The sequence below is a fragment of the Sorangium sp. So ce145 genome (assembly GCF_051525985.1).
In the GTDB taxonomy this organism is placed as follows: Bacteria; Myxococcota_A; Polyangia; order Polyangiales; family Polyangiaceae; genus Sorangium; species Sorangium cellulosum_B.
The window spans coordinates 2,896,934-2,918,029 of sequence record NZ_CP150315.1 but is presented as its reverse complement, the minus strand read 5'-3'; the positions used below and the strand labels follow the sequence as shown (position 1 = coordinate 2,918,029).

13 protein-coding genes are annotated in these 21,096 nt (G+C 73.5%); 6 read left to right on the top strand and 7 right to left on the bottom strand.

Annotated elements, in window-relative coordinates; all coding sequences use genetic code 11:
• Positions 1-53: 53 nt before the first annotated feature.
• Genes WMF34_RS11155 through WMF34_RS11145 form a run of 3 tightly spaced genes read right to left on the bottom strand, consistent with a single transcriptional unit; the run spans position 54 to position 2,595 of the window.
• Positions 54-488, bottom strand: a complete 435-nt coding sequence (locus WMF34_RS11155; RefSeq protein WP_437993277.1) for a nuclear transport factor 2 family protein — start codon at positions 486-488, stop codon at positions 54-56.
• On the bottom strand, positions 485-1,447 hold the full coding sequence (locus WMF34_RS11150; RefSeq protein ID WP_437993276.1) for an aldo/keto reductase: 963 nt from the start codon (positions 1,445-1,447) through the stop codon (positions 485-487). Before WMF34_RS11150 ends, WMF34_RS11155 begins: the two co-directional genes overlap by 4 nt.
• 56 nt (positions 1,448-1,503) lie before the next feature.
• Positions 1,504-2,595: a type III polyketide synthase gene (locus WMF34_RS11145; protein ID WP_437993275.1), complete on the bottom strand. Its 1,092-nt coding sequence runs from the start codon at positions 2,593-2,595 to the stop codon at positions 1,504-1,506.
• 672 nt (positions 2,596-3,267) lie between these two features.
• Here WMF34_RS11145 and WMF34_RS11140 point away from each other — a divergent pair.
• Both WMF34_RS11140 and WMF34_RS11135 read left to right on the top strand, forming a co-directional pair.
• Positions 3,268-3,957, top strand: a complete 690-nt coding sequence (locus WMF34_RS11140) for a hypothetical protein (protein WP_437993274.1) — start codon at positions 3,268-3,270, stop codon at positions 3,955-3,957.
• 228 nt (positions 3,958-4,185) lie between these two features.
• Positions 4,186-5,157, top strand: coding sequence for an OmpA/MotB family protein (locus WMF34_RS11135; protein ID WP_437993273.1), 972 nt, complete (start codon positions 4,186-4,188; stop codon positions 5,155-5,157).
• A 45-nt stretch (positions 5,158-5,202) separates the two neighbouring features.
• On the opposite strand, the gene WMF34_RS11130 is transcribed toward WMF34_RS11135, so the two are convergent.
• The 3 genes from WMF34_RS11130 to WMF34_RS11120 all read right to left on the bottom strand — a co-directional run bounded on the left by WMF34_RS11130 (position 5,203) and on the right by WMF34_RS11120 (position 11,020).
• Positions 5,203-7,800 carry a VIT domain-containing protein gene (locus tag WMF34_RS11130; RefSeq protein ID WP_437993272.1) on the bottom strand — a complete coding sequence of 866 codons (2,598 nt, stop codon included), beginning with the start codon at positions 7,798-7,800 and terminating at the stop codon, positions 5,203-5,205.
• Positions 7,797-8,273, bottom strand: coding sequence for a helix-turn-helix domain-containing protein (locus WMF34_RS11125; protein ID WP_012234763.1), 477 nt, complete (start codon positions 8,271-8,273; stop codon positions 7,797-7,799). The genes WMF34_RS11130 and WMF34_RS11125 overlap by 4 nt, the downstream gene beginning before the upstream one ends.
• Before the next feature lie 767 nt (positions 8,274-9,040).
• Positions 9,041-11,020 (bottom strand): hypothetical protein, encoded by a 1,980-nt coding sequence (locus WMF34_RS11120; RefSeq protein WP_437993271.1) that lies wholly within the window; start codon positions 11,018-11,020, stop codon positions 9,041-9,043.
• 241 nt (positions 11,021-11,261) lie between these two features.
• On the opposite strand from WMF34_RS11120, the gene WMF34_RS11115 reads away from it, so the two are divergent.
• The 4 genes from WMF34_RS11115 to WMF34_RS11100 are packed head-to-tail and all read left to right on the top strand — an operon-like array spanning position 11,262 to position 19,611.
• A complete protein-coding gene (locus WMF34_RS11115; RefSeq protein ID WP_437993270.1) occupies positions 11,262-12,866 on the top strand; it encodes a TIGR02677 family protein in 1,605 nt (534 codons plus the stop codon).
• Positions 12,863-14,164: a TIGR02678 family protein gene (locus WMF34_RS11110; RefSeq protein WP_437993269.1), complete on the top strand. Its 1,302-nt coding sequence runs from the start codon at positions 12,863-12,865 to the stop codon at positions 14,162-14,164. Before WMF34_RS11115 ends, WMF34_RS11110 begins: the two co-directional genes overlap by 4 nt.
• Positions 14,161-18,291, top strand: coding sequence for a TIGR02680 family protein (locus tag WMF34_RS11105; RefSeq protein WP_437993268.1), 4,131 nt, complete (start codon positions 14,161-14,163; stop codon positions 18,289-18,291). The genes WMF34_RS11110 and WMF34_RS11105 overlap by 4 nt, the downstream gene beginning before the upstream one ends.
• A gap of 57 nt (positions 18,292-18,348) precedes the next feature.
• A complete protein-coding gene (locus WMF34_RS11100) occupies positions 18,349-19,611 on the top strand; it encodes a TIGR02679 family protein (RefSeq protein WP_437993267.1) in 1,263 nt (420 codons plus the stop codon).
• Positions 19,612-20,163: 552 nt separating this feature from the next.
• Here the strand turns inward: WMF34_RS11100 and WMF34_RS11095 are convergent.
• The gene (locus WMF34_RS11095; RefSeq protein WP_044964570.1) at positions 20,164-21,048 is read right to left on the bottom strand and encodes a LysR family transcriptional regulator; all 885 of its coding nucleotides are present in this window, start codon (positions 21,046-21,048) and stop codon (positions 20,164-20,166) included.
• Positions 21,049-21,096: the final 48 nt, after the last annotated feature.

Sequence of the window (21,096 nt, the reverse complement as noted above, 5' to 3'; positions counted from 1 at the left end):
TGCGCCTCGCCTCGCACCCCCGCTGAGGCCTCGTGGCGCGGCGCCTCGGCGCCTCAGGCGGGCGGGGCGCCGCTCTCGTCGCCGAGGAACGCCATCACGGAGGCCACGTCGTACGCGTTCTCCCAGTGCTCCGTGATCAGGCCCCCGCGGAAGCGCCAGACCCCGCAGAACGGCATCGCCAGGCTCGCGCCGCCGAGGTGGGCGCGCAGCACGCCGAACGCGGCGCCGAAGTGATCGTTGGCGAAGATGTGCTGCACGTCCATCCGCAGGGTGCCGCCGGTCATGCGGATCAGCTCGCGCTCGTGGGCGGCGGTGGCCGCCTTGCCGACGACGCGGCCGGCGGCCCTGTCGCGGCAGAGCTCCCGGTGCGCGGTATGCAGGACCATGTCGTCGGCGACGAACTCCCCGATGCGCGACAGATCAGCGTAGAGGGTGCGCAGCTTCTGGACGTTCGGGTGGGCGGCGCTGGTTTGCTGCAGGGTGCTCATGGCATCTCCTTCGTGTGGGCGGACCCCGATTCCGACGTCGATGGACGCCACGTCTTCGCGGCAGCGGCCGCGTCCTCGATGGCGGCCAGCTCGCTCTCGTCGAGCTTCATGTCCGCCGCGCGACAATTCTCTTCCAGGTGCTTGATGGACGAGGTGCCGGGGATGGCGAGGATGGACGGCGACCTGTGCAGCAGCCAGGCGAGGGCCAGCTGGGCGGGCGTCGCGCCGCGCTCCTTGGCGAGCCCGGAGAGGACGCTGCCGGGCTTGGCGAGGTCGCCGTGTCCCATGGGGAACCACGGGATGAACGCCATGCCGTGCTGCTCGGCGTACCGCAGGGCCTTCTCCCCGGAGCGGTCCGCGACGTTGTACAGGTTCTCCACGGCGGCGATCTCGGTGATCTCGCGCGCCTTGGCGAGCTGCTCCACGGTGACCTCGGGCTGCCCGGAGAGGCCGATATGGTGGATCTTGCCCTGCTCCTTGAGCCGCGCGAGCTCGCCGAGCTGATCGGCCAGCGGTACGGCCGGGTCGATGCGGTGGAGCTGATAGAGCTCGATGCGCTCTAGCCCGAGGTTCCGCAGGCTCATCTCCACCTGCTGGCGGAGGTACGCCGGTCGCCCGCACGGGACGATGTACGGGCGCCCCTGGACGGTCCAGTCCTCCGGTCCGGAGCGCAGCAGCCCGCCCTTGGTGGTGATCACGAGCCCCGCCGGGTACGGATGGAGGGCGCGGCGGATGATCTGCTCGTTGGTGTCCGGGCCGTAGGCGTCGGCGGTGTCGATGAAGTTGACCCCGAGGTCGACGGCGCGCCGCAGGAGCCGGACGGCCGCGTCCGGGTCGGCCGGCGGCCCCCAGTAGCCCGGCCCGGTCAGGTACATGGCGCCATACCCCATGCGGCAGACGGGACGGTCACCTCCGAGCGTGAACTTCAGCGACGGCGTCTTGAGCGATGCGTTGGTCATCAGCCTTCCCTTCCTCTTCTCACACGATTTACATGGCAGGAGCGACAGGGCCGCGGTCACGCGGCGGCGGACGAACGCGCTCCGCCCCTGCTCTGGCCGTGATCGTTCACCCAGGAACCGACGGCCATCTCCGCCGTGATCCCCGGGCCGAACCCCGCGATCACGCCGCGCGCGCCGTCGGGCATCGGCCTGTCCGCGAACAGGCGTCCTAGAGAGTCGAGCACCACCGCGCTCGCGATGTTGCCGTATTCCGTCAGCGTGGCCCTGCTGTACCGGAACGCCTCCTGGGGCACCTCCAGGAACTTGCACAGATCGTTGAGGATGCGCGGACCGCCCGCGTGGACGATGTAGAAGTCGAGGTTGCCCACGTCCCAGCCGTGGCTCGCGACGAGCCGGTGCATCACGGGGGCGAGCGGCTTCATAGTCCCGGGGACCCGCTTGTCGAGCCGGAAGTGAAACCCGGTGTCCTTGACGGCGTACGAGATCCACTCCTCGGTGTCCGGGATGAGATAAGCCTCGTTCCGCTCCAGCCGGATGCCGGTGCCTCCGCTGCCCCGGACGACGACCGCGCCCACCGCGTCCCCGAAGAGGCCGTCGGACAGGAGCGATCCGACGTCATCGTCCGTCGGCTGGTAGCAGAGGGAGCAGAACTCGCAGGTCACGATGAGCACGTTGGTCTTCGGGTGAGCCGCGCAGAAGTCGTGCGCGCGGCTGATGGCCGCCGCCCCGGCCGCGCAGCCGAGCTGCGCCATGGGGATCTGCCGCGTGTCGTGCCGGAAGCCCATGGCGTTGATCAGATAGGCCGTCATAGACGGCATCATGAAGCCGGTGCACGAGACGAAGATGATGGCGTCGATGTCCCGCGCCGTGAGCTCGGCGTTCTCCAGCGCCTGCCGTACCACCGGCGGCACCCGTCGCTTGGCCTCCCGTTCGTAAATTCTATTTCGGATCTCGAAACCAGGGTGAGCGAGCGCCTGCTCCAGAGGCTGCACGATGTGCCGCTTCTGCACCCCGGTGCCGTTGATGAGCCGCAGCACGAGCTTCAGCTGCGGGTTTCTCGCGTGCAGCTGCTCCGCCAGCTTCAGCGTATCTTCCCGCGTGATGATGAACTCCGGAACCGCGACCTCCGGCCTGCACAGTGTGGCCATACTTCCCCCCTACACAAGATGAACTCGGAACGTCCGGCGTGGGCCGAGCCGCAGCGAACGGCGCCATGGAGCGGCACACGGAAACAAGGACGTCGCGTCGATCGACCGCGCCGCCGGCTCCACGAGCCCGGCATTCCCTCCGGACGCCCATGGCGCCGCAGCGTCGGGCCGCCAACGATTCCATCGAGTACCGCAGAAAACACACATCGTCAATGGAAGGCGCGCATTTCCTAACAAGCCCTGTCCAACCAGCGAACATCCGATTCGCCATCCGTGCTCAACGTCGATTGTTCGTCATCCGTGCACGCGTGCGTCCGCGCTCCCCGGCGGAGCGCAGGGCGGGCGGCGGCGCCCCGCGCTGCGAGCGCGCCAGACGCACCCGCGTCTGCCCCAGGCAAGCCATCTCTCGCGCTCGCAGCGCACCGCGGACGGCGCGCCCTGCGGGCGGAGCGTTGGCGCGCACGTTCAGAGTTGCAGCCTCGCGCGAGCGCCCCTCGGCGTCGACCGGCGTTTTCCATGTCAGGCGCTGAACGCGCGGTCATCGTGCGCCAGCCCCGGTGTGTCGAGTGGCCCAGATCGTTCACGGCGGCACGAGACCTCGCCAGGCCACGTGAGGATCCCTGAGCAGCGTGGGCGGCGGGAGACGCCGCGCATCGCCGGCGGCGCGCGAACATGGGTGTTCGTGCGCGAACAACCGATGAAGTGATGCCCTTCATCGGAGCCCTGCTATCGTGGGGGTCAGGGGCCGACGTGGTCCGCCTCCACACCACCCCGGCAGGTGCCATTCCTGCTTTTGCCGTCAGCTTCGTCTCGCGACGTAAATCCATCAATGTCTGCCGCGGCGACGAGCGGCATGAGCTCGAGATGAACAGCGCCTCTCGCGCGGGAACAAAGGACGAAGGCGAGAAAACCGTTAAACAAAGACGGGGTTCCACCGTGAGCGCGCACAACATGAGATCGCTGCATACGGACAGCACGACGAGCACGACGACGCCCGCATCGGCCGAAAACCACGAAAGCCACGCGTTCGATCGGCCATCGCTCCGGAGCGCGGCGCCTCCGGAGCTCGAGCCGACGCTGCGCCGAACGCCCGAGGACGGCCAGGGGCGAGGCGCCGACACCCAGATGACCACGAGCCTCTTCTCGACGTCGACATCGAAGACGCCGGGAGAGATCGACTCGGCGATGAAGATCCTGGCCAAGTCGGTCGCGCGGGAGCTGAGCAAACATGGATATGGTCCTCGGGAGGCGATCGTCCTCTCGACGGAGCTCGTGCGGCTCATCTCTGCCGAGCTCGAGCACCGCAGGAAAATGCACCAGGCCTCGCTGCCGAACGGCGCCGGCCACGAGCGGCTGTCGTAGGCAGGCTCACCCGCATCGCGAACGAGCGCGGGACCGCGCGCGGGCGGATCGATCCCGGAGCGGACCGGTCCCTCAGCCCGGTCCCCTGCCGAGGTCTTCGAGGCCGGGGCGCGCCCCGGCCCGGCCGCGCCTTGTGGGATCACCGCCGCTCGGATAGGCTCCCGCCCGCTCAGCGCACCGGCGCGAGAAGGATGGGTCCGGATGATCCGGCGAGAAGGAGCCTGCAAAGTGCAATTGCCTGTTTCGGGTGTCGCAGAGGTGAGCGCGAAGAGGCGCGCCGAGGCCTCCCCTCCCCGCGCCCTCCGGGCCGCTTTCGCCGGGCGCGGCCTGGCCGCGCTGGTCGCGTCTGCGCTCCTCGCCGGGTGCGGCTACACCGAGTTCGAATGGCAAGCTCAGCTCGACCGGTCCGAGCGCCTCCAGCGCGAGCTCGTGGCCAGCCAGGCGCGCGTCCGCCAGCTGGAGGAGCAGGGCCCGCGCGGCGGCGCCGCGGCCGATCCACACTGGGCGAACGATCCGATCTCGGGCCTCGACGTCGAGCCGGGCGCGACGCCGCCGCGCGGCGAGCCGGCCGGGGCCCGCCCGGCGTCGGAGCGCGACAGCGACGTCCTCAGGGCGTTCCTGCCGGTCGCCGCCGGAGACGTCACGGTCGCGCCGCGCGACGGCCGCGTGGTCATCTCGATCCCGAGCCGGGCCCTGTTCAAGGGGAACCGCGACGCGCTCTCCCCGGCGGGGGAGAAGGTGCTGAGGGACATCGCCGCGATCATCCGCAGCAACGAGCCGCTCAAGGGCCTCGCCTACCAGGTCGTCGGCCACACGGCGAGCGGCACGCCTGGCGTGGCGTGGCGCAACGGCTGGGACGTGACGGTCGCGCAGGCGCGCGCCGTGCTGCTCTTCCTGGCGCAGCCCAAGGAGGCCGGCGTGCCCCTCGCGCGGCTCAGCCTGGCGAGCTTCGCCGATCTGCCGCCTGCCGACGCGGGCGGCGGCGCCCCGGCGCAACCGCAGGAGCCGCGCGTGGAGATCGTGATCGAGGGGACAGCGCAGCTCCCGGAGGGCCCCGCTCGCCCTGCTGGCGCGGCACCGGCGGCACCGGCTGGCGCGGCGCCGGCTGGCGCGGCACCGGCTGCACCGGCTGGCGCGGCACCGGCTGGCGCGGCCCGCCCGGGAGCCGGCACGAAGGGCGGGGACGATACGTATCCGTGAACGCGGCGCGAGGACTGCCGCGACCATCCGGCCGCGGCGAGCCTGTCATGCGCCGTGCAGCGCCTCGACCCTCAGCCTGAGCGCCTTGGCGTCCCCGAGCTCGCCGAGCAGCGCGCGCACCGCCTCGGGCGCGGCGGCCGCCACGGCGTCGCGGACCTGCGCCCGCAGCCGCCGGCCGCCCGCGACGAGGTAGGCCGCCGCGAGCGCCGCGGCCACCTCCCCGTCGGCGCCGCCGCGCTGGAGGAGCGACGCGGCCAGCGCGCAGAGCGCCTCGATCGCCTTGGCGATCTGGGCGCCGTAGATGGGGTGGGCCGAGTCGACGCCCTGGTCATGGCACGCCGCGAGGCACAGGGCCGTGCTGGAGAGCCGGCCGAGATCGGTCGAGTCGCCGCGCTCCCACAGCCCGGACGCGAGCTGTTCCTCGAAGAGGCGCCCCAGGCCGTCCCCCTGGGACGAGACCCCACCTGGAACGGCGCTCGGCGCCGGCGCGGCGACCGGGGCCGGAGCCGGCGGGGGCACGTGGTGCGGCGACGCGGGGCCGCCCGGCGCGGCGGCGGCCGGGCCGCGCACGGCCGCGGCGCCTTCGCCCGGCTGGAAGAGCTGCTTGGCGCGCGCCAGCAGACCGGCCACGGCGGGCGCCGCCCTCGGCGGGGCGGCGCCCGCCGTGGCAGCAGGCGCGGGGGCCCTGGATCTCATGACGACGGGGCCGCCCGGGCCGCCCTTCCACGGGCCACCCCCGCCCATCGGCATCGCGGCGTACACCGCGGCCGGCGCCGCCGGGCCGCGGTGGCTCGACATCCCCCACCCCGCCGGCGCGCTCACCGGCACGGGCCGCGCCTCGGGTTGCCCGTGGGCGCGCCGGTCGCCCGTCCGCCGCTCGATCACCACGAACGACGCGTGCTTCGACGCCACCCGATGCCGGACCGCGAGGTCCACGATGCGCTTTCGCATCGCCTCGGCACGCTTGCCGGAAAGCCCGCGCTCCGACTCCTCCAGCTCCCGCACCCGCGCGCCCGCCCACAGCGCCTCGAGCCCGGGCCGCGACGCCTCCGCCGCGAGCTCGACCGGCACATCGAGGTGGAAGCGCTCCCCGCGCAGGGTCCCGCGGAGCGAGAGCCGCCCCATCCCCGGCTGCCCGTAGCGGCCGTAGACCACCCACGGCTCGCCGTCGACGAGCGCCGGGCGCTCGGCCGGCGCGAGCTCGCCGACGTCGACCCCCTCGAAGCGCGCCTCCAGCCCGGTGACCCGGACCGCCGTCGCCCGCGCGAACTGCGCCGTGACCTTCTCGTCGATGCGCTCGCCCGGGTGGATGAACTCCGCGGCGCCCTCCGTCCGGCGCGCGAGATCGTTCACCAGCACATCGCTCACGTTCGTGCCGATGCCGAACGTGTAGATCCGCACCCCCTTGCCCTGCTGGACGACGCGATCGACGATCTGCGCCTCGTTGCCTACCTGCCCGTCCGTCAGCAGCACGACCACGCGGTCTCGCTCCGCGTCGCCGAGCATGCCCACGGCCGCGAGCAGCGGATTCAGCATCTCCGTCCCGCCGTCCGCGCGGAGGCCGTCGACGAACGCGTCAGCGGCCTTCAGGGTCGCCTGCGTGAACGGGGCGAGCGACGGCTCGAGCGCCCGGAAATCGCTGGAGAACGCGATCACGCCGAACCGATCCCCCTCGGCGAGGTGGCGGAGGCACAGCCGGAGCGCGCGCTTCGCCTGGTCGAGCGACTCGCCCTGCATCGAACCCGACACGTCGACGACGAACACGACGTCGCGCCGGGAGGACGCCCGCTTCGTGTGTGCATGCGTGTCGAAGAGGTCCGGCACCACGGTGAGGGCGAAGGTGCCCTCCTGGCCAGGGGTCCTGTCGCACACAACGCCTGCCTGCACGCCCGGCGCGCCTGCCGCGAGCAGCACGATGTCCCGATCGAGCGCGGCCTTGTCGTTCCGTAGCGAGACCCGCTGGCGATACCCCTCTTCGCGGCGCACCGAGAGCGTGTGCGAGGGGCTCTCGATCGCGACGTCGCGCCCGAGATCGAAGACGATATCCACGGTGATCCCGTAGTCGACCCGCGCGATCTCGGGGGAGATGCGGTCGGCGTCGGGCACGTCGCCCGTGGGCTCCTGGACGCCGTGCGCGGTCCGGTCGCCCCCGGTCGCGCCGGGGATGTAGCGGGGCGCGACGAGGGTCGGGATCATGAGCCGCAGCGCCCCCTCGTCGGCCGTGAGCGCCTGCACGAACGCGACCTCGACGACCGTCTCCTCCCCCGGCAGGAGGTTGCCGACGCTCGCCGTGAACACGTTGCGCCGCTCCTCGTCGAGCAGCGCCGCGCCGTGGCCGGTGGCGATGGCCTCGTCGTAGGCCTGGAACGCCGCTTCGCGCTCCTTGACCTCCCCCTCGAGCCTGCGGCCGGCGCACTCCATGGCGAAGCCGGCGATGCTCGCCTCGCCCGGGAGCGGGAAGGTGTAGATCGCCTCGATCGGCCGGCGTTCCTCGTTCCGGTAGCGCTGCCGCACGACGAGCCGCGCCGCGCCGCCGAGGACCTCACCCGACAGGGACACGCCGAGCAGCGGGACCGGGTGGCCCTCGGAGGTGCGAAGACACGACATCGGCGACGGGTGCGAAGGATCGTGGGAGGGGTTCATCGCGAGCCTTTCGGGGCAAGGGTTGTGTAGCGAGACTCGATATCGAGGGCGATGCGCCGCGAGCTCTCGGGGGCGTCGGTCCGCACGTGGAGCTCCACCCCGTCGGCGATCTCGACCCGCTCCCAGCGCGCGCCGCGCGGCGCGGCGGCGGGCGGGCTCGAGGCGCGCGGCGCAGCGGCGGCCTCCTCCGGGGCGGCGCATCGCGCCTCAAGGACGCGCGGGGGCGCCCCCGAGGCGATGCGCTCGATCTCGTCGAGGCCCGCGCCCGCGAGGCGCGCCTGGATCTCCTCGAGCGGCAAGTGCGCCTGCTGGAGGACCCTGATGGCGCGGAGCCGCGCGAGGTGCTCTCGCCCGTAGGAGGTGTCCTTCCCGCGGAACTCCGGCGCCGGCAGGAGCCCGCGCTGCACGTAGTACCGCACCGTGCGCGGCGCCACCCCCGCCTCGCCCGCGAGCTCGTCGAGCTTGTACGTCATCACGAGGCGCATCCTGCATCGAGACACTACAACTGTCAAGTAAACAGCTTCAGTTCGCCTGCACCCATGCATCTTCAGCGGAAAATTGAACAGGGAGACGGGGAGATTTTGGATTTTACTCCTCGCCTCCTCGACTCCCTGTGAAACCCCAGGTTGCATATTGCATAAATAGACGCTCTTCCCGCAAGAAGAACGAGCACAAGTGCCCTTCTCGTGCGTCGAAGTGGTTGCAAGACCAGGTGTCTCCGACGAACAAAGGAAGGCACCCGAGGTGAGACTTGCCAGAAGGCAGGTTCAGGCTCGACGCTGCATAAACGACCTGGGGTGTGAGCCGCACAGACCTCCCGGTCCCGCGTGGTCGTGGTCGTGGTCGTGGTCGTGCGCGTGGTCGTGCGCGTGCGCGTGCGCGAAAGCGCGCAACTCGCGAGACCTTCCCGTCGATGTACCGGGCATGTCCGACACCGACCGTCCACTCTTGGACCACGGGACGTCGAGCAAGGCAAGCGCCTTCTGTCACGCTTCGCCGCCATGCTGACAAGGATGTGTCGATAGCCACGTGTCTCGCGCACGCGCACGCGCACGCGCACGCGCACGCGCACGATCACGCGCACGATCACGCGCACGATCACGCGCACGATCACGATCACGATCACGATGACGATCACGATCACGCGTTCGTGCCGTGTGATTGCCTGCCACTTTCCCTTGTGGGGAGGTGTACCTGCGCAACGCTGGGGCAAATTCTCCCGAAAATTCGAGGGGATGCTTCAGAGCAGGTACTTGATCCCGAATCCGAACTCGATGAACCCGAGCCCAGCCGGGTCCGAGACGACATCGTCCTTCTTGTTCCAGAGGAACTTGTAGCGATAGCAGGCGCCGTCGCACCCCTCCTGATCCTTCTTCTTGAAGGGCGCCGAAAGGCGCAGGGAAGCGCCGCCGGAGACGACGAGGTGCTTCGAGAGGGCGGGCACGCCGATCATCACCTCCATCCGAGGGGTCACGGCGTTCAGGAGGACACGGCCCGAATCCTCGTACTCGACCGCCTCCGAGCGCCGGAGCGCGAGCTCGCTCAGCGGGGCGAGGAGGTCGATGAAGGAGGGTTGGAGGGCGAAATAATAGGCATCCGTATAACGCACGACGCCGCGCAGGTTGATGGTGTTCGCGGACGGCACGATCCTCGGCGATCCGCCCTCGCCGTCGATGTAGCTCGGGCTCCACGACACGCGCAGCGCCATGTCGGGCCTGTAGAAGGCGTGACCCCACGGGCGATCCATGCCGCCCCCCGTGCCCAGCTCCCGGAGCACCTCGACGGACGCCTCCCGGAACGCGGCCCGGTCGGCGTCCGAAGGCATCTTGTCGTCGACCGTCGCGAGGACGTAGACGATGACCGCCTCGGCGAAGCGCCGGTAGATCTCGACCCGATCCCCCTCGCCTCCGGGCCGCGAGGAGAAGAACGTCCTGATCGCGCGGCTCGCTGCCTCCCCGTACTCGCCCTGGCTGGCGAGCCGGATCGCCGGCCAGAGGTCCGCCTGGAGGTCGCCGATCTTCGTCAGCGCCGAGGACTGTCGCTCGATCTGGGCGCAGACCTGGCCGATCAGGTCCTTGTCACAGAGATCGCGGAGCGCGCCGCCGGCGGCGCCGATGACGTTCACGAAGCTCACGAGTTCGAGGTTGTTCGCGCCGCCCCGCGTGCCGATGTTCCACTGGACCCGGAGGCGCTCGAGGTTGCTCAACCTCGAGCGCAGCTCCCGGGCACGAGCGGCTGCGTCTGCCTCGGCGGCGGACGCGGCGGACGCGGCGGACGCGGCGGACAAGAGGACAGGGAGGATCTCGTCGAGCTTCTTGCCGCCCCGCAGGACGTCTCTCGTGACCAGGACCGCCTCGTCCAGGAGCCTTCTCCTCACGGCGTCGTCCGTCACCTCGAGGGCCTGCGCGGCGGTCGCCCCGACCACGACGGCGGCTGCCCTGATGAAGTGCTCCTCCGCCAGGGCGTCCTTCCTCTGGAGAATGGCGCGAACGGCGAACGCGAGCTCACAGGCGTAGCTGGTCCCCGACGCTGCGCTCGCGCCGCAATCCCGCTCGAGCGGCGACTGCGCCCCAGCGCCGGTGACGCCGACGGCGAGATCTTCCTTGAGGACGGAGACACAGAGGCTCAGCGACCGCGGGTCGAGCCTGGTCCACGTCAGCTTGCTGGGCGCCGCGCGCTCGGCGCGAGCGTCGTCGGCGCTCGCGAACTTGTGCAGGAGCTCGATGCTCTGCGTCCCCTGCGGCCTTCGTATCTGGCCCTCGTTCGACGTCAGCCCGACATAGACCATGTGCCCAGCGAAGCCCGCGACCTCGTCCGTGACGCTCGTCCGGATCGCGCTGAACTGCCGCCGGAAGACCCGCTGGAGCGTGAGGGGGAAATAGGTGAGGATCGGGAACCCGCTCTTTATGCCGAGCCTCAGCTCGCCGCGTTTCTTCTCCAGCGCCTCCCTCTCCGGGCCCGCCGCCGCGTCTTCGAGCTTGTCGACGATCCCTGCGTATTCTTGCAGGTGATGATCCGCGCTCGCCAGGCGCGCCGTCTGGCACACCAGGTTGGGGGCGACCGCCTCGGCGACCTCCCGCTGGATCAGATCCTCGATGACGTCCCTCACGTCCTCGTAGACCGCGTCAGCGACCTGCGCGCGCGCCGTTCCCGCGAAGCCGGTCACCGCCATCGCAGCGGCCGCGCACGAGATCGCGATCTTCCGGTGATGTCTCGCCATGGCACCCTCTCGGCTGTCGCTCGATGGACGGCCAGCTCGATCCGAACTCCTCCGGACGGGGAGCCCCAGCAACAAAAGAACACCGTGCATGAGAATTCAACCGGGCAAATAGCAATGCACTCCGCGCGCGCTTCGTGACGCTGCCGCGCGCCCCTCCGTTGACGGCCCCGCGACGCGGGTAGTAGGTAGCGCCGGCGTTCGATGGCGGGCCAACGCCCCGCGGCGCGAGCGTGCGGTCATCATGGAAGAGTCGCCGGCCAAGCTTCCAGCCTTCTCTTACCTGACGGCCGAGAACGCGGCGCTCTACCGCGCCATCATGCGCTCGTTCGTGGAGGCGCGGGAGCGCTTCGTGCTGCACCTCCGGCCAGCCGACGTCCTCCGCGCCGTCCGGGAGACCGGCCTCGACCCGGCCGCCGTGGACGCGGCGCTCCAGAAGCTCTGCGAATGGGGGAACCTGCAATCCCACCTGGACACGGCGGATGTCGCGACCGTCGAGGAGTTCTACCGACCGCGCTTCCTGTACCAGCTCACCCCGCAGGGAGAGGCGGTGGAGCGCGCGGTGGACGCCTATTTCGAGGCGCTCGCGCAGCGCGGCGAGCTCCAGGCCGCGGCGCTCGACGACATCCGCACCTTGCTGGAGAGCGTCGCGCAGATGCTCTCCCGGCCGGAGCTCGACGACAGCGCGGTCCACCTCGCGCTCTCGGCGCTGCGCGCGCGCTTCGGCGAGCTCACCACGCAGGCGCAGGCGTTCATGGGCAGCCTCCAGCGCAGCATCGACCTGCACGCGGCCGGCGTGGCGAGCTTCCTCGCGTACAAGCAGCGCCTCATCGACTACCTCGAGCGCTTCGTCGGCCAGCTCGTCATCGCCACGGCGGACATCGCGGAGCTCCTCGGCCGGGTCGACGGCGCGGCGGCGCAGCGGCTCGCGGACAGCGCCGGCAGGCGCGAGGTCGCCGACGCGCTCGACGGCGAGGAGGCCGACCAGCGGGCCGCGGCCGCGCGGTGGGAGGCGCGGATCGAAGGCGTCCGCGGCTGGTTCATCGGCCGGCCGGGCGCGCCGTCGCAGGCGGAGGAGCTCAGGGCCCGCGCCCGCGCCGCCATCCCCGCCCTGCTCTCCGCCGTCGCGAGCCTGCACGACCGCCGCTTCACCCGCAGCGACCGCGCCGCCGATCTCCGCACCCTCGCCCGGTGGTTCGCCGAGGCCCCGAGCGACGCGGACGCCCACCGCGTCTGGCGCGCCGCGTTCGCCCTCTCCTCGACCCGGCACCTCTTCGTCAACGAGGAGGCGATGGCCGAGCGCGAGGCCGCGCCGGTCCCCGCCGGCCGCTCGTGGCTCGACGCGCCGCCGCTCCGCATCTCGCCGCGCCTCCGCGCCACCGGCCGGCACGCGCGGCCCGGGCGGCCGAGCGACGTGATCGACCGTTCCCGCGAGAAGGCGCTCCTGCTCGCGCACGAGGACGAGGACGAACGCGCCATCGCCGACGCGCGCGCCCGGCTCGCCACAGGCCGGCCGACGCGCCTCTCCGAGCTCGGCCGGCTCGATCCGCTGGCCTTCGAGATGCTCCTCGACTGGCTGGGCGAGGCGCTCGCCGCGGGCGGCGGCGAGACCACCTCGGCCGACGGGGCGATCGCCATCTCCCTGGTCCCCACGAACGACGGCCAGGTCGCGACGGTGGAGACGCCATCGGGCATCTTCCGCGGACCGGATCACCTCCTGACGCTCCGCTCGCTCGCCCCGGACGAAGCGCCTGGGTCCCGGCATCGCGCGCCCGCCCCCGAGGACGCGGCCCCGTCCTGGCACCGCGCGCCCGCCCCGCCGGGACCTTCGCCCGCGGAGCGCCCATGACGCGCGCCCTCGAGGCCCAGGAGCGCCACGAGCAGCAGAGGGCGCTGCGGGCCCTCCTGCGCCACCCCCTCCTGCCGGCCGCAGGCGCGCACGCCGCGTCGTTCCTGCTCGTGCGGCGGCACGCGGCCGCGCTCCGCGCCTGGCTCGCCCGCTACCCCCGCTGGTCGCTGCTCGTCGAGCCCGAGCAGGCGCGCCTGCGCAAGACGCCGGCCGATCTCGCCGACGGCACGCGGCCGGCGCTCGACCCGCACCACGGCACCCCGTTCACGCGCCGCCGTTACGTGCTGCTCTGCCTGGCCCTGCTCGCGCTGGAGGGCGAGGACCGCCAGACCACGCTCGGGCGGCTCGCCGAGCGCATGGTGGGGTATTTCGCCGACGACCCGGCGCTCACCCGCGCCGGCGCCTTCGAGCTCGACGTGCAGGACCAGCGGCGCGATCTCGTCCACGTCGTCCGCCTCCTCCTCGATCTGCGCGTGCTCACGCGCGTCGCCGGCGAGGAGCAGGGCTTCATCGCCGATCAGCGCCGCGACGTGCTCTACAGCGTGAGCCGGCCCGCCGTCGCCGCCATGCTGAACGTACGCCGCGGGCCCTCGACGCTGGAGGCGACCGGCGCCGCGGACCTCGCCGCGCGGCTCGCCGGCATCGTCGAGGAGCTCGCCCCGGAGACGGACGACGCCCGCAATCAGGCGCTGCGGGCCCGGCTCTTCCGGAGGCTCCTCGACGATCCGGTCGTCTACTACGAGGACCTCGGCCCGGAGGAGCGCGCGTACCTCACGACCCAGCGGCCCTTCATCGTCGACGAGATCGAGCGGGCGACAGGGCTCGTCGCCGAGGTGCGGCGCGAGGGGCTGGCGATGGTCGATCCCGACGAGGAGCTCAGCGATCTGGCGATGCCGGAAGAGGGCACCGAGGGGCACCTGACGCTGCTCGTGGCGGAGTGGCTCGCGGGCCGCGCGCGCGACGGCAGGCTCGTCGGCCGGGCCGCGGTCGAGCAGCGCGTGGCGGAGCTCGTCGACGAGCACCGCGGGCGCTGGAGGAAGGCGGCGCTCGGCGCGGGCGCCGAGGTCGAGCTCACCGACAGGGCGCTCGATCGGCTCTCCGCGCTCCGCCTGCTGCGCTGGACGCCCGCGGGGATCGCGCCGCTCCCCGCCATCGCCCGGTACGCCGTCGTCGCCCCTCCCGGCCCCTCGGGACCGGCGGGCGCGCCGCGCTCCGGAGCGCCGCTGGCCGGACTGAGCGCTCCGGCCGGCCGGGCCGACGGCGCGCCGCGCGCGAGGACGCCAAGGAAGACGCGATGACCCTGCCTTCCCCCGTGACCCGACGCTGGCAGCCGCTCCGCAGCGGGCTGCTCAACCTCTACCGCTACGACAGCGAGGAGTTCGTCTTCGAGGGCGGCCGGCTGCTCCTGCGCGGCAACAACGGCAGCGGCAAGTCGCGCGTGCTCGCGCTGCAGCTGCCGTTCCTGCTCGACGGCGAGGTGAGCCCCCACCGCCTGGAGCCGGACGCCGACCCGGCGAAGCGCGTCGAGTGGAACCTGCTCCTCGGCCGCTACGACGAGCGGCGCGGCTACACCTGGATCGAGCTCGGCCGGCGCGACGACGACGGGGCCGAGCACTACCTGACGCTCGGCTGCGGGCTGCACGCGGTCGAGGGCCGCGGGCTCGCGGGCAAGTGGCTCTTCGTCACCTCGAAGCGCGTCGGGCGCGATCTGTTCCTGCAGAGCGCCGGCGCCGCGATCGGAAGGGAGCGGCTGGAGGCGGAGCTCGGCGGGAGCGGCGAGGTGTTCACGAGCGCCGCGGCCTACCGCGCCGCCGTCGATCGCCGGCTCTTCCAGCTCGGCGACCGGTACGGCGCGCTGCTCGATCTCCTGATCCAGCTGCGGCAGCCGCAGCTGTCGCGCAAGCTCGACGAGGCGCAGCTCTCCAGGGCGCTCTCGAGCGCGCTGCCGCCCGTGCCGCCCGCGGTCGTGGCCGATCTGGCCGAGTCCTTCAGGAGCCTCGAGGCCGATCGCGCGGCGCTCGACGGCTTCGCCGCGGCGAGCGCGGCGTCGTCGGCGTTCCTCGACGAGTACCGGCGCTACGTGAGGGTCGCGGCGCGGCGGCGCGCGGCCGCGGTGCGGAGCGCGCACGCCGCGTACGAGGCCGTGATGCGGGAGCTGCGGGCGGCGGAGGCGGGCCTCGACGAGGCCAGGGCCGCCGGGGAGCAGGCGGCCGCGCGCGAAGAGGAGGCCGAGCGCGCGGCGCGCGGCGCGGCGCGCGAGGTCGAGACCCTGAGCCGGCGCCCCGAGATGGACCAGGCGCGCGCCCTCGACGAGGCGCGGGGGGCGGCGCAGGCCGCGGCGAACGACGCGAAGGAGGCGGAGCTCGAGCACCGCCGGGCCGTCGAGCAGGCCGATCGGCGCGGCAGCGAGCGCGAGGAGGCCGCCGCGAGCGCGCGCGCCGAGCGCGACGCGCTCGCGGCGACGGTCGCCGCGGCGGAGGGCGCCGGCGCGGAGGTCGGCCTGCCCCCGCCGGCGCTGCCCGGCGGCTGGGAGGCCGACCCGGGCGGCCGCGCGCTCCCGGGCGCGCAGGCGCGCTTCGACGCGGCCGTGGCCGAGCGCCGCCGGGGCGTCGCGCACCTGCGCAAGCTCGACGGCGAGCTCGCGTCGGCGCGCGCCGCGCGGGAGCGCGCCGACGCGGCGCTGGAGGGCGCGGCCGCGCGGCTCGAGCGCGCGCGGGAGCGGGCGGCCGCGGCGCTCGCACAGCGGGAGGCGGAGGCCGACGCGCTCGTCGACGCGTGGCGCGCGTGGGCGCGCGGGCTCTCGGAGCTCCCGATCGGAGGCGCGGACGTCGAGGACGTGGCCGACGCGGTCGCGGCGTGGACCGAGCACGGCGACGGCGAGAGCCCCGCGGCGCTTTCGGCGCAGCGCGCGCTCGCCGACGCCCTGGGGCGGCTCGCCGCGGCGCGGGCCGAGGCCGATCGCGCCCTCGCCGTGGCGGAGGAGGCGCGGCGCGCGCTCGAGGAGGAGCGGGCCGCCCTCGAGCGCGGCGCGCACCGTGGCCCAGAGCCGCCGCCGTCGCGCGCGCCGGGCGCCCGCGAGGGGCGCCCTGGAGCGCCGCTGTGGCAGCTGTGCGACTTCGATCCCGAGCTCGACGCGGCTGGCCGGGCGGGCCTCGAGGCCGCGCTCGAGGCCGCGGGGCTGCTCGACGCCTGGGTGACGCCCGGAGGCGATCTCCTGGCCGAGGGGGTGCTCGACACGGCGCTCTCGGCCGCCGGGGAGCAGGCGCTCCCGCTCGAGCAGCAGCTCGGCCGCTGGCTGCGCGCGTCGCCTGCGCTCGCGGCCGAGGGAGCGGCCGGCGCGCCGCCGGTGCCGCCGGACGTGGTGCGGGCCGTGCTGGCGCGCATCGGCGCTGGCCGCGGCGCGGGCCGGATCTGGGCCGACGTCTCGGGCGGCTTCGCGCTCGGCCCGCTGCACGGGGCCTCTGCCAAGGCCGAGGCGGAGCACATCGGCCACGCGTCGCGCGAGGCGGCGCGGAAGCGGCGGCTCGCGGCGATCGAGGAGGCGCTCCGCGAGGCGGCGGCGGCGCGCTCGGCCGCCCTGACCGCGCGGGCCGAGCTCGATCGCCGCGCGCGCGTCGCCCGCGAGGAGGCGGCCAGCGCGCCGTCTTCCGCGGCGCTGCGGCGCGCGCTGGCCGCGGAGCAGGCGGCGGAGGCGGCCGTGGTCGACGCCCGCGCCGCGCTCGCGGAGGAGGAGGAGCGCGCGCTCTCGCGGCGGCAGCGCGAGGCGCAGGCGCTCGCGGAGCGGGACCGCGCCGCGGCGGACCTCGGGCTCGCGGCGTGGGTCGGGGCGCTCGACCGGCACGACGCCGCGCTCGCGGCGCTGGTCCACGCCGCGGCGGCGATGTGGCCGACGGCGCGCGGCGCCGCCGCCGCGCTCCGCCGCGCGCAGAAGGCCGAGGAGGAGGCGCGGCTCGCCGAGGGGCGCGCCGTCTCCCGCGCCGAGGCGCGCCAGCGGGCCGCCTCCCGCCTCCACGAAGCGGAGGTGCACCGGGACACGCTGGAGCGGACGACCGGGGCGCTCGTCGACGAGATCCTGCGCCAGCTCGCCGAGGCGCGGGAGCGGCGCGAGGCGCGCGACGCGGAGCACCGCGCGGCGCAGCGCGCGCACGGCGACGCGCGGGTGGCCGAGGCGCGCGCGCAGGCGAAGATCGAGCCGCTTCGCGATGGGCTCGAGCGCGCGGCGCGCGAGCGGGCGGGGCACGTCGAGGCGCTCGCGGCGATGGCGCGGGCGCGGCTCCTGTCCGTGCTGGAGATGGCGGACGTCGAGCCCGGGAGCGAGGGGGCCGCCGGGTGGTCGCCGACGCGGGCGGTGGAGGTGGCGCGGCGGATCGAGGCGTCGAGCGGCGACGTCGAGCACGACGACAGGGCGTGGGAGCGGCTGCAGCGGGGCATCTTCCGGCACGTCGAGGCGCTGCGGGACGCGCTCCTGCCGCACGGCTATGGGCCGCAGACGACGAGCGAGGACGGCCTCGTCGCGGTGACGGTGCCGTTCCAGGACCGGACGTGGGCCGTGCACGACCTCCAGGCGATGCTGGCCGACGAGGTGGCGCACCGCCGGACGGTGCTCGACGCGCGCGAGCGCGAGGTGCTGGAGAACCACCTCATCGGCGAGGTGGCGAGCCACCTGCACGATCTCCTGCACCGGTGCGAGGCCATGGTGCGCGACATGAACCAGGAGCTCGCCGCGCGGCCGACGAGCACCGGGATGAGGCTCCGCTTCTCGTGGGCGCCGCTCGTCGACGGCCCGCCCGGGCTCCTCGAGGCCCGGCATCGGCTGCTGCGGGCGGGCGGCACCTGGTCGCCGGGCGACCGCGCGCTGCTCGCGCGGTTCCTGAAGGAGCGCATCGAGGAGGTGCGCTCTCGCGGCGAGGCGGCGAGCTGGCAGGAGCAGCTCTCGACGGCGCTCGATTACCGGGGGTGGCACGCGTTCGCGGTGGAGCGCCACCAGGACGGCGCGTGGAAGCGGCTGACGAGGCGCACCTACGGGACGGGGTCTGGCGGCGAGAAGGCGCTGGCGCTGACGATCCCGCAGTTCGCCGCGGCGGCCGCGCACTACCGCAGCGCGCACCCGCACGCCCCCCGGCTCATCCTGCTCGACGAGGCGTTCGTGGGCATCGACCCCGACATGCGGGCGAAGTGCATGGGGCTCCTCGCCGCGTTCGACCTCGATTTCGTGATGACGAGCGAGCGCGAGTGGGGGTGTTACGCGACGCTGCCCGGCCTGTCGATCCACCAGCTCACGGTGAGGCCCGGCATCGACGCGGTCGGCGTGACCCGGTGGGTGTGGAACGGGCGGGAGCGGGTGCGCTCGGCCGCCGCGGCGGCGCCGCCGGAGCCGCCGCCCGACGGCGTGACGGGGCCGCTGTTCGGCGGCGGGCCCTCGTGAGCGGCGGCGGGCCCTCGTGACCGGCGATCGGCTCCTCGTGAGCGGCGGCGGGCCCTCGTGAGCGGCGATCGGCTTGTCGTGAGCGGCGATCGGCTGCGGGCGGTGCTCGGCGCCCGGGAGCTCGGGTGGATCGTGGACAAGGCGCGCCGGCGGCTGGAGCGCGGCGAGCCCGTGCGGGGCGCCGTGGTGCAGCGCCGCGACCCAACGGCCGCAGAGCGCGCTGCGGTCGAGCGTTTGTTCGGCCGGGTGACCCACGGCGGCGCGCTGCGGGTCTCGCTGGACGAGCTGGCGCAGCTCCTCCGGGACGCGGAGCTCTGCGCGGGCGTGGAGGCGGCGGTCGAGGCGCTGACGGGGCCGTTCGTGGACCGTCGCGCCGAGGCGGCGCGGATCGAGGCGGGCTGGCAGGCGGTCTTCGACGAGGCCGCGGCGTCGGGCGATGGCCGGCCCGAGGTCGGCGTGTGGCTCGATGATCTTCGCGGGTCCGGCCTCGTGCGGCGGCTCTCGTGCGGCGACGTCGAGGCGGCGCGGAATCTGCTCCGGCAGGCCGTCTCGGTGGTGCGCCGCCTGCCGGCCGAGGGCCTGCCGCTCGCGGAGCTCGCGGCGGCGGTGACCGGGGACAGCCATGCGCTCGACGCAGGCGCGCCGCTCGGCGCGCTGGTGATCCGGTTCGCGGCGGCGCTCTCCGGGGTGACCCGCTGGGAGCGCGCGGCGGAGCGGCGGGAGGCGTGGGACCGCGCGGGCGTGCTGCTGGACGACCTCAGCGCCCCGGTGCTGGTGCTCAACCTGGGAGCGGCGCCGGACAGCCTCGCCGGGCGGGTGCTGGCGATGCACGCGGCGGCGGGGGAGCCCTGCCGGCTCTCGGTCCGGCAGCTCCGGCGCGCGCCGCCGTGCTTCGAGGTGGCGGGGCGAGAGGTGTTCGTCTGCGAGAACCCGGCGGTCCTCTCGGCGGCGGCCGACCGCCTCGGGCCGCGCGGGGCGCCGCTCGTCTGCGTGGAGGGGCAGGTCCGGACCGCGGCGCGGCTGCTCCTGGAGCGGCTCCGCGGCGCCGGCGCGACGCTGCGGTACCACGGCGACTTCGACTGGGGCGGCATCCGCATCGGGAACGTGGTGATCGGGAGGCACGGCGCCCTGCCCTGGCGGTATGGGGCCGCGGACTACCGCGCGGCGCCCAAGGGGTCGGAGCTCGCCGGGGTGCCCGTGGCCGCGGCCTGGGACGACGAGCTCTGCGCGGCCATGTGCGACGAGCGGCGCGCGGTGCACGAGGAGGGGGTGGTGGAGGCGCTGATCGAGGATCTGCGGCAGGGAGAGGGCGCGGGCTGAGAGGCGCGTCCGTTCTGCCTGGCGTGCACGGTCAGTTCGCGTCTCCGGCGGGGGAGGACTGTGCCAGGCGGCCCTGACCTGTGCCAAGTGAGGGGGGTCCGGCACCGGCACAACCGCAATGCATTGCGACACACCGGGGTCCGGACCCCCTCGAAGCGCTCTGCGGAGCGATTTTTCGCGGGATTTTGTGCCAGACGGCGCCTGAATTTGCGTATTTTTGTGCCAACTACCCCCTGAAGGCGCTCATTTCTGTGCCAGATGGGGGGTCCGGGACCCTCCAGACCGCAATCCACTGCGTTCGCGCGGGGTCCGGGACCCTCCAGACCGCAATCCACTGCGTTCGCGCGGGGTCCGGGACCCTCCAGACCGCAATCCACTGCGTTCGCGCGGGGTCGCGCCCCCTAGGGATCGCTATCCACTGCGTTCAGGCGGGGTCGGCCTCCTAGAATTACCGATCACGTTGTTCAACAGAGAACAAACCACCAAGACGCCATAAGAACAACAAATATCTTGGCGTCTCATGGCGCCGTGGTGATTCGAAATCGCCGCTCTCTATAGCTTTCCGAGCGACGCCCGCACGTGCCCGATGAACACCTTGATCTTCGGTATCTCCGACAGCGCCCCCGGGACGCTGAGCCGCACGGGCCGCTCCTGCCCGACCACGTCGGGCAGCACCGGCACGAGCACGTCCGGCCCCACGTCGGGGTCGGGCACGAGCGCGTCGGGGACGAGGCCGATGCCCAGGCCGGAGATGCAGCAGTGCCGGATGAAGTGGATGTCCGTCGCGATGAGCGCCGGCGCCACGGTGAACGGCGCGCCCCGCCATGTCCGCCAGGTGCGGGCGTCCTCGCCCGGGGCCTGCCACGCGAACAGCTCATGGTGCTTCAGATCGTCGATCGTCTGCGGCGTGCCGCGCCGCTCCAGGTACGCGCGGCTGGCGATGAGCCACTCGCGGACGCGCAGGACGACATGCGATATCCAGTGTCCGCTCGGCGCGTCCTCGCCGAAGTGGACAGCGATGTCGATGTCCGTGAGCGCCTCCCCCAGCGGATCGTTGCTGAAGCGGCAGTGGACGTGGAGCCTCGGATACGCACCGCGAATCGCCGCGAAGAGCGGCGTCATCATGTGCGGCGGCAGCCCGACGGGCAGGATGACCCGCAGGGTGCCCGAGGGCGCGTCGCCCACCTCCCGGATCGAGGCCAGGAGCGCGGCCGCCTCCTGCACCATGCCGCGCCCCTTCCGGGCGAGCACCTGCCCGGCCTCGGTCGGCACGACGCCGTTCCGCACGCTCTCCAGCAGGAGGACGCCGGCGCGCGCCTCCAGCGACGCGACCTGACGCCGGAGCGTCGTGCGCGACGAGCCGAGCGCGCGGGCCGCGCCCAGGAAGGAGCCGGCCTCGACCACGGCGAGGAAGGCGCGAAGCTCTTCGAGGTCCATACACCCTGCCACTGTCCGCATTCTAGCCAGGGGTGACCGTCTTCGGCC

Excerpts from the sequence above, each read along its gene's own strand:
- WMF34_RS11140 (WP_437993274.1), top strand. The coding sequence starts at position 3,268 with ATGGGTGTTCGTGCGCGAACAACCGATGAAGTGATGCCCTTCATCGGA.
- WMF34_RS11115 (WP_437993270.1), top strand. The coding sequence starts at position 11,262 with ATGGAAGAGTCGCCGGCCAAGCTTCCAGCCTTCTCTTACCTGACGGCC.
- WMF34_RS11110 (WP_437993269.1), top strand. The coding sequence starts at position 12,863 with ATGACGCGCGCCCTCGAGGCCCAGGAGCGCCACGAGCAGCAGAGGGCG.
- WMF34_RS11155 (WP_437993277.1), bottom strand. The coding sequence starts at position 488 with ATGAGCACCCTGCAGCAAACCAGCGCCGCCCACCCGAACGTCCAGAAG.
- WMF34_RS11105 (WP_437993268.1), top strand. The coding sequence starts at position 14,161 with ATGACCCTGCCTTCCCCCGTGACCCGACGCTGGCAGCCGCTCCGCAGC.
- WMF34_RS11130 (WP_437993272.1), bottom strand. The coding sequence starts at position 7,800 with ATGAACCCCTCCCACGATCCTTCGCACCCGTCGCCGATGTCGTGTCTT.
- WMF34_RS11125 (WP_012234763.1), bottom strand. The coding sequence starts at position 8,273 with ATGACGTACAAGCTCGACGAGCTCGCGGGCGAGGCGGGGGTGGCGCCG.
- WMF34_RS11095 (WP_044964570.1), bottom strand. The coding sequence starts at position 21,048 with ATGGACCTCGAAGAGCTTCGCGCCTTCCTCGCCGTGGTCGAGGCCGGC.
- WMF34_RS11145 (WP_437993275.1), bottom strand. The coding sequence starts at position 2,595 with ATGGCCACACTGTGCAGGCCGGAGGTCGCGGTTCCGGAGTTCATCATC.
- WMF34_RS11150 (WP_437993276.1), bottom strand. The coding sequence starts at position 1,447 with ATGACCAACGCATCGCTCAAGACGCCGTCGCTGAAGTTCACGCTCGGA.
- WMF34_RS11120 (WP_437993271.1), bottom strand. The coding sequence starts at position 11,020 with ATGGCGAGACATCACCGGAAGATCGCGATCTCGTGCGCGGCCGCTGCG.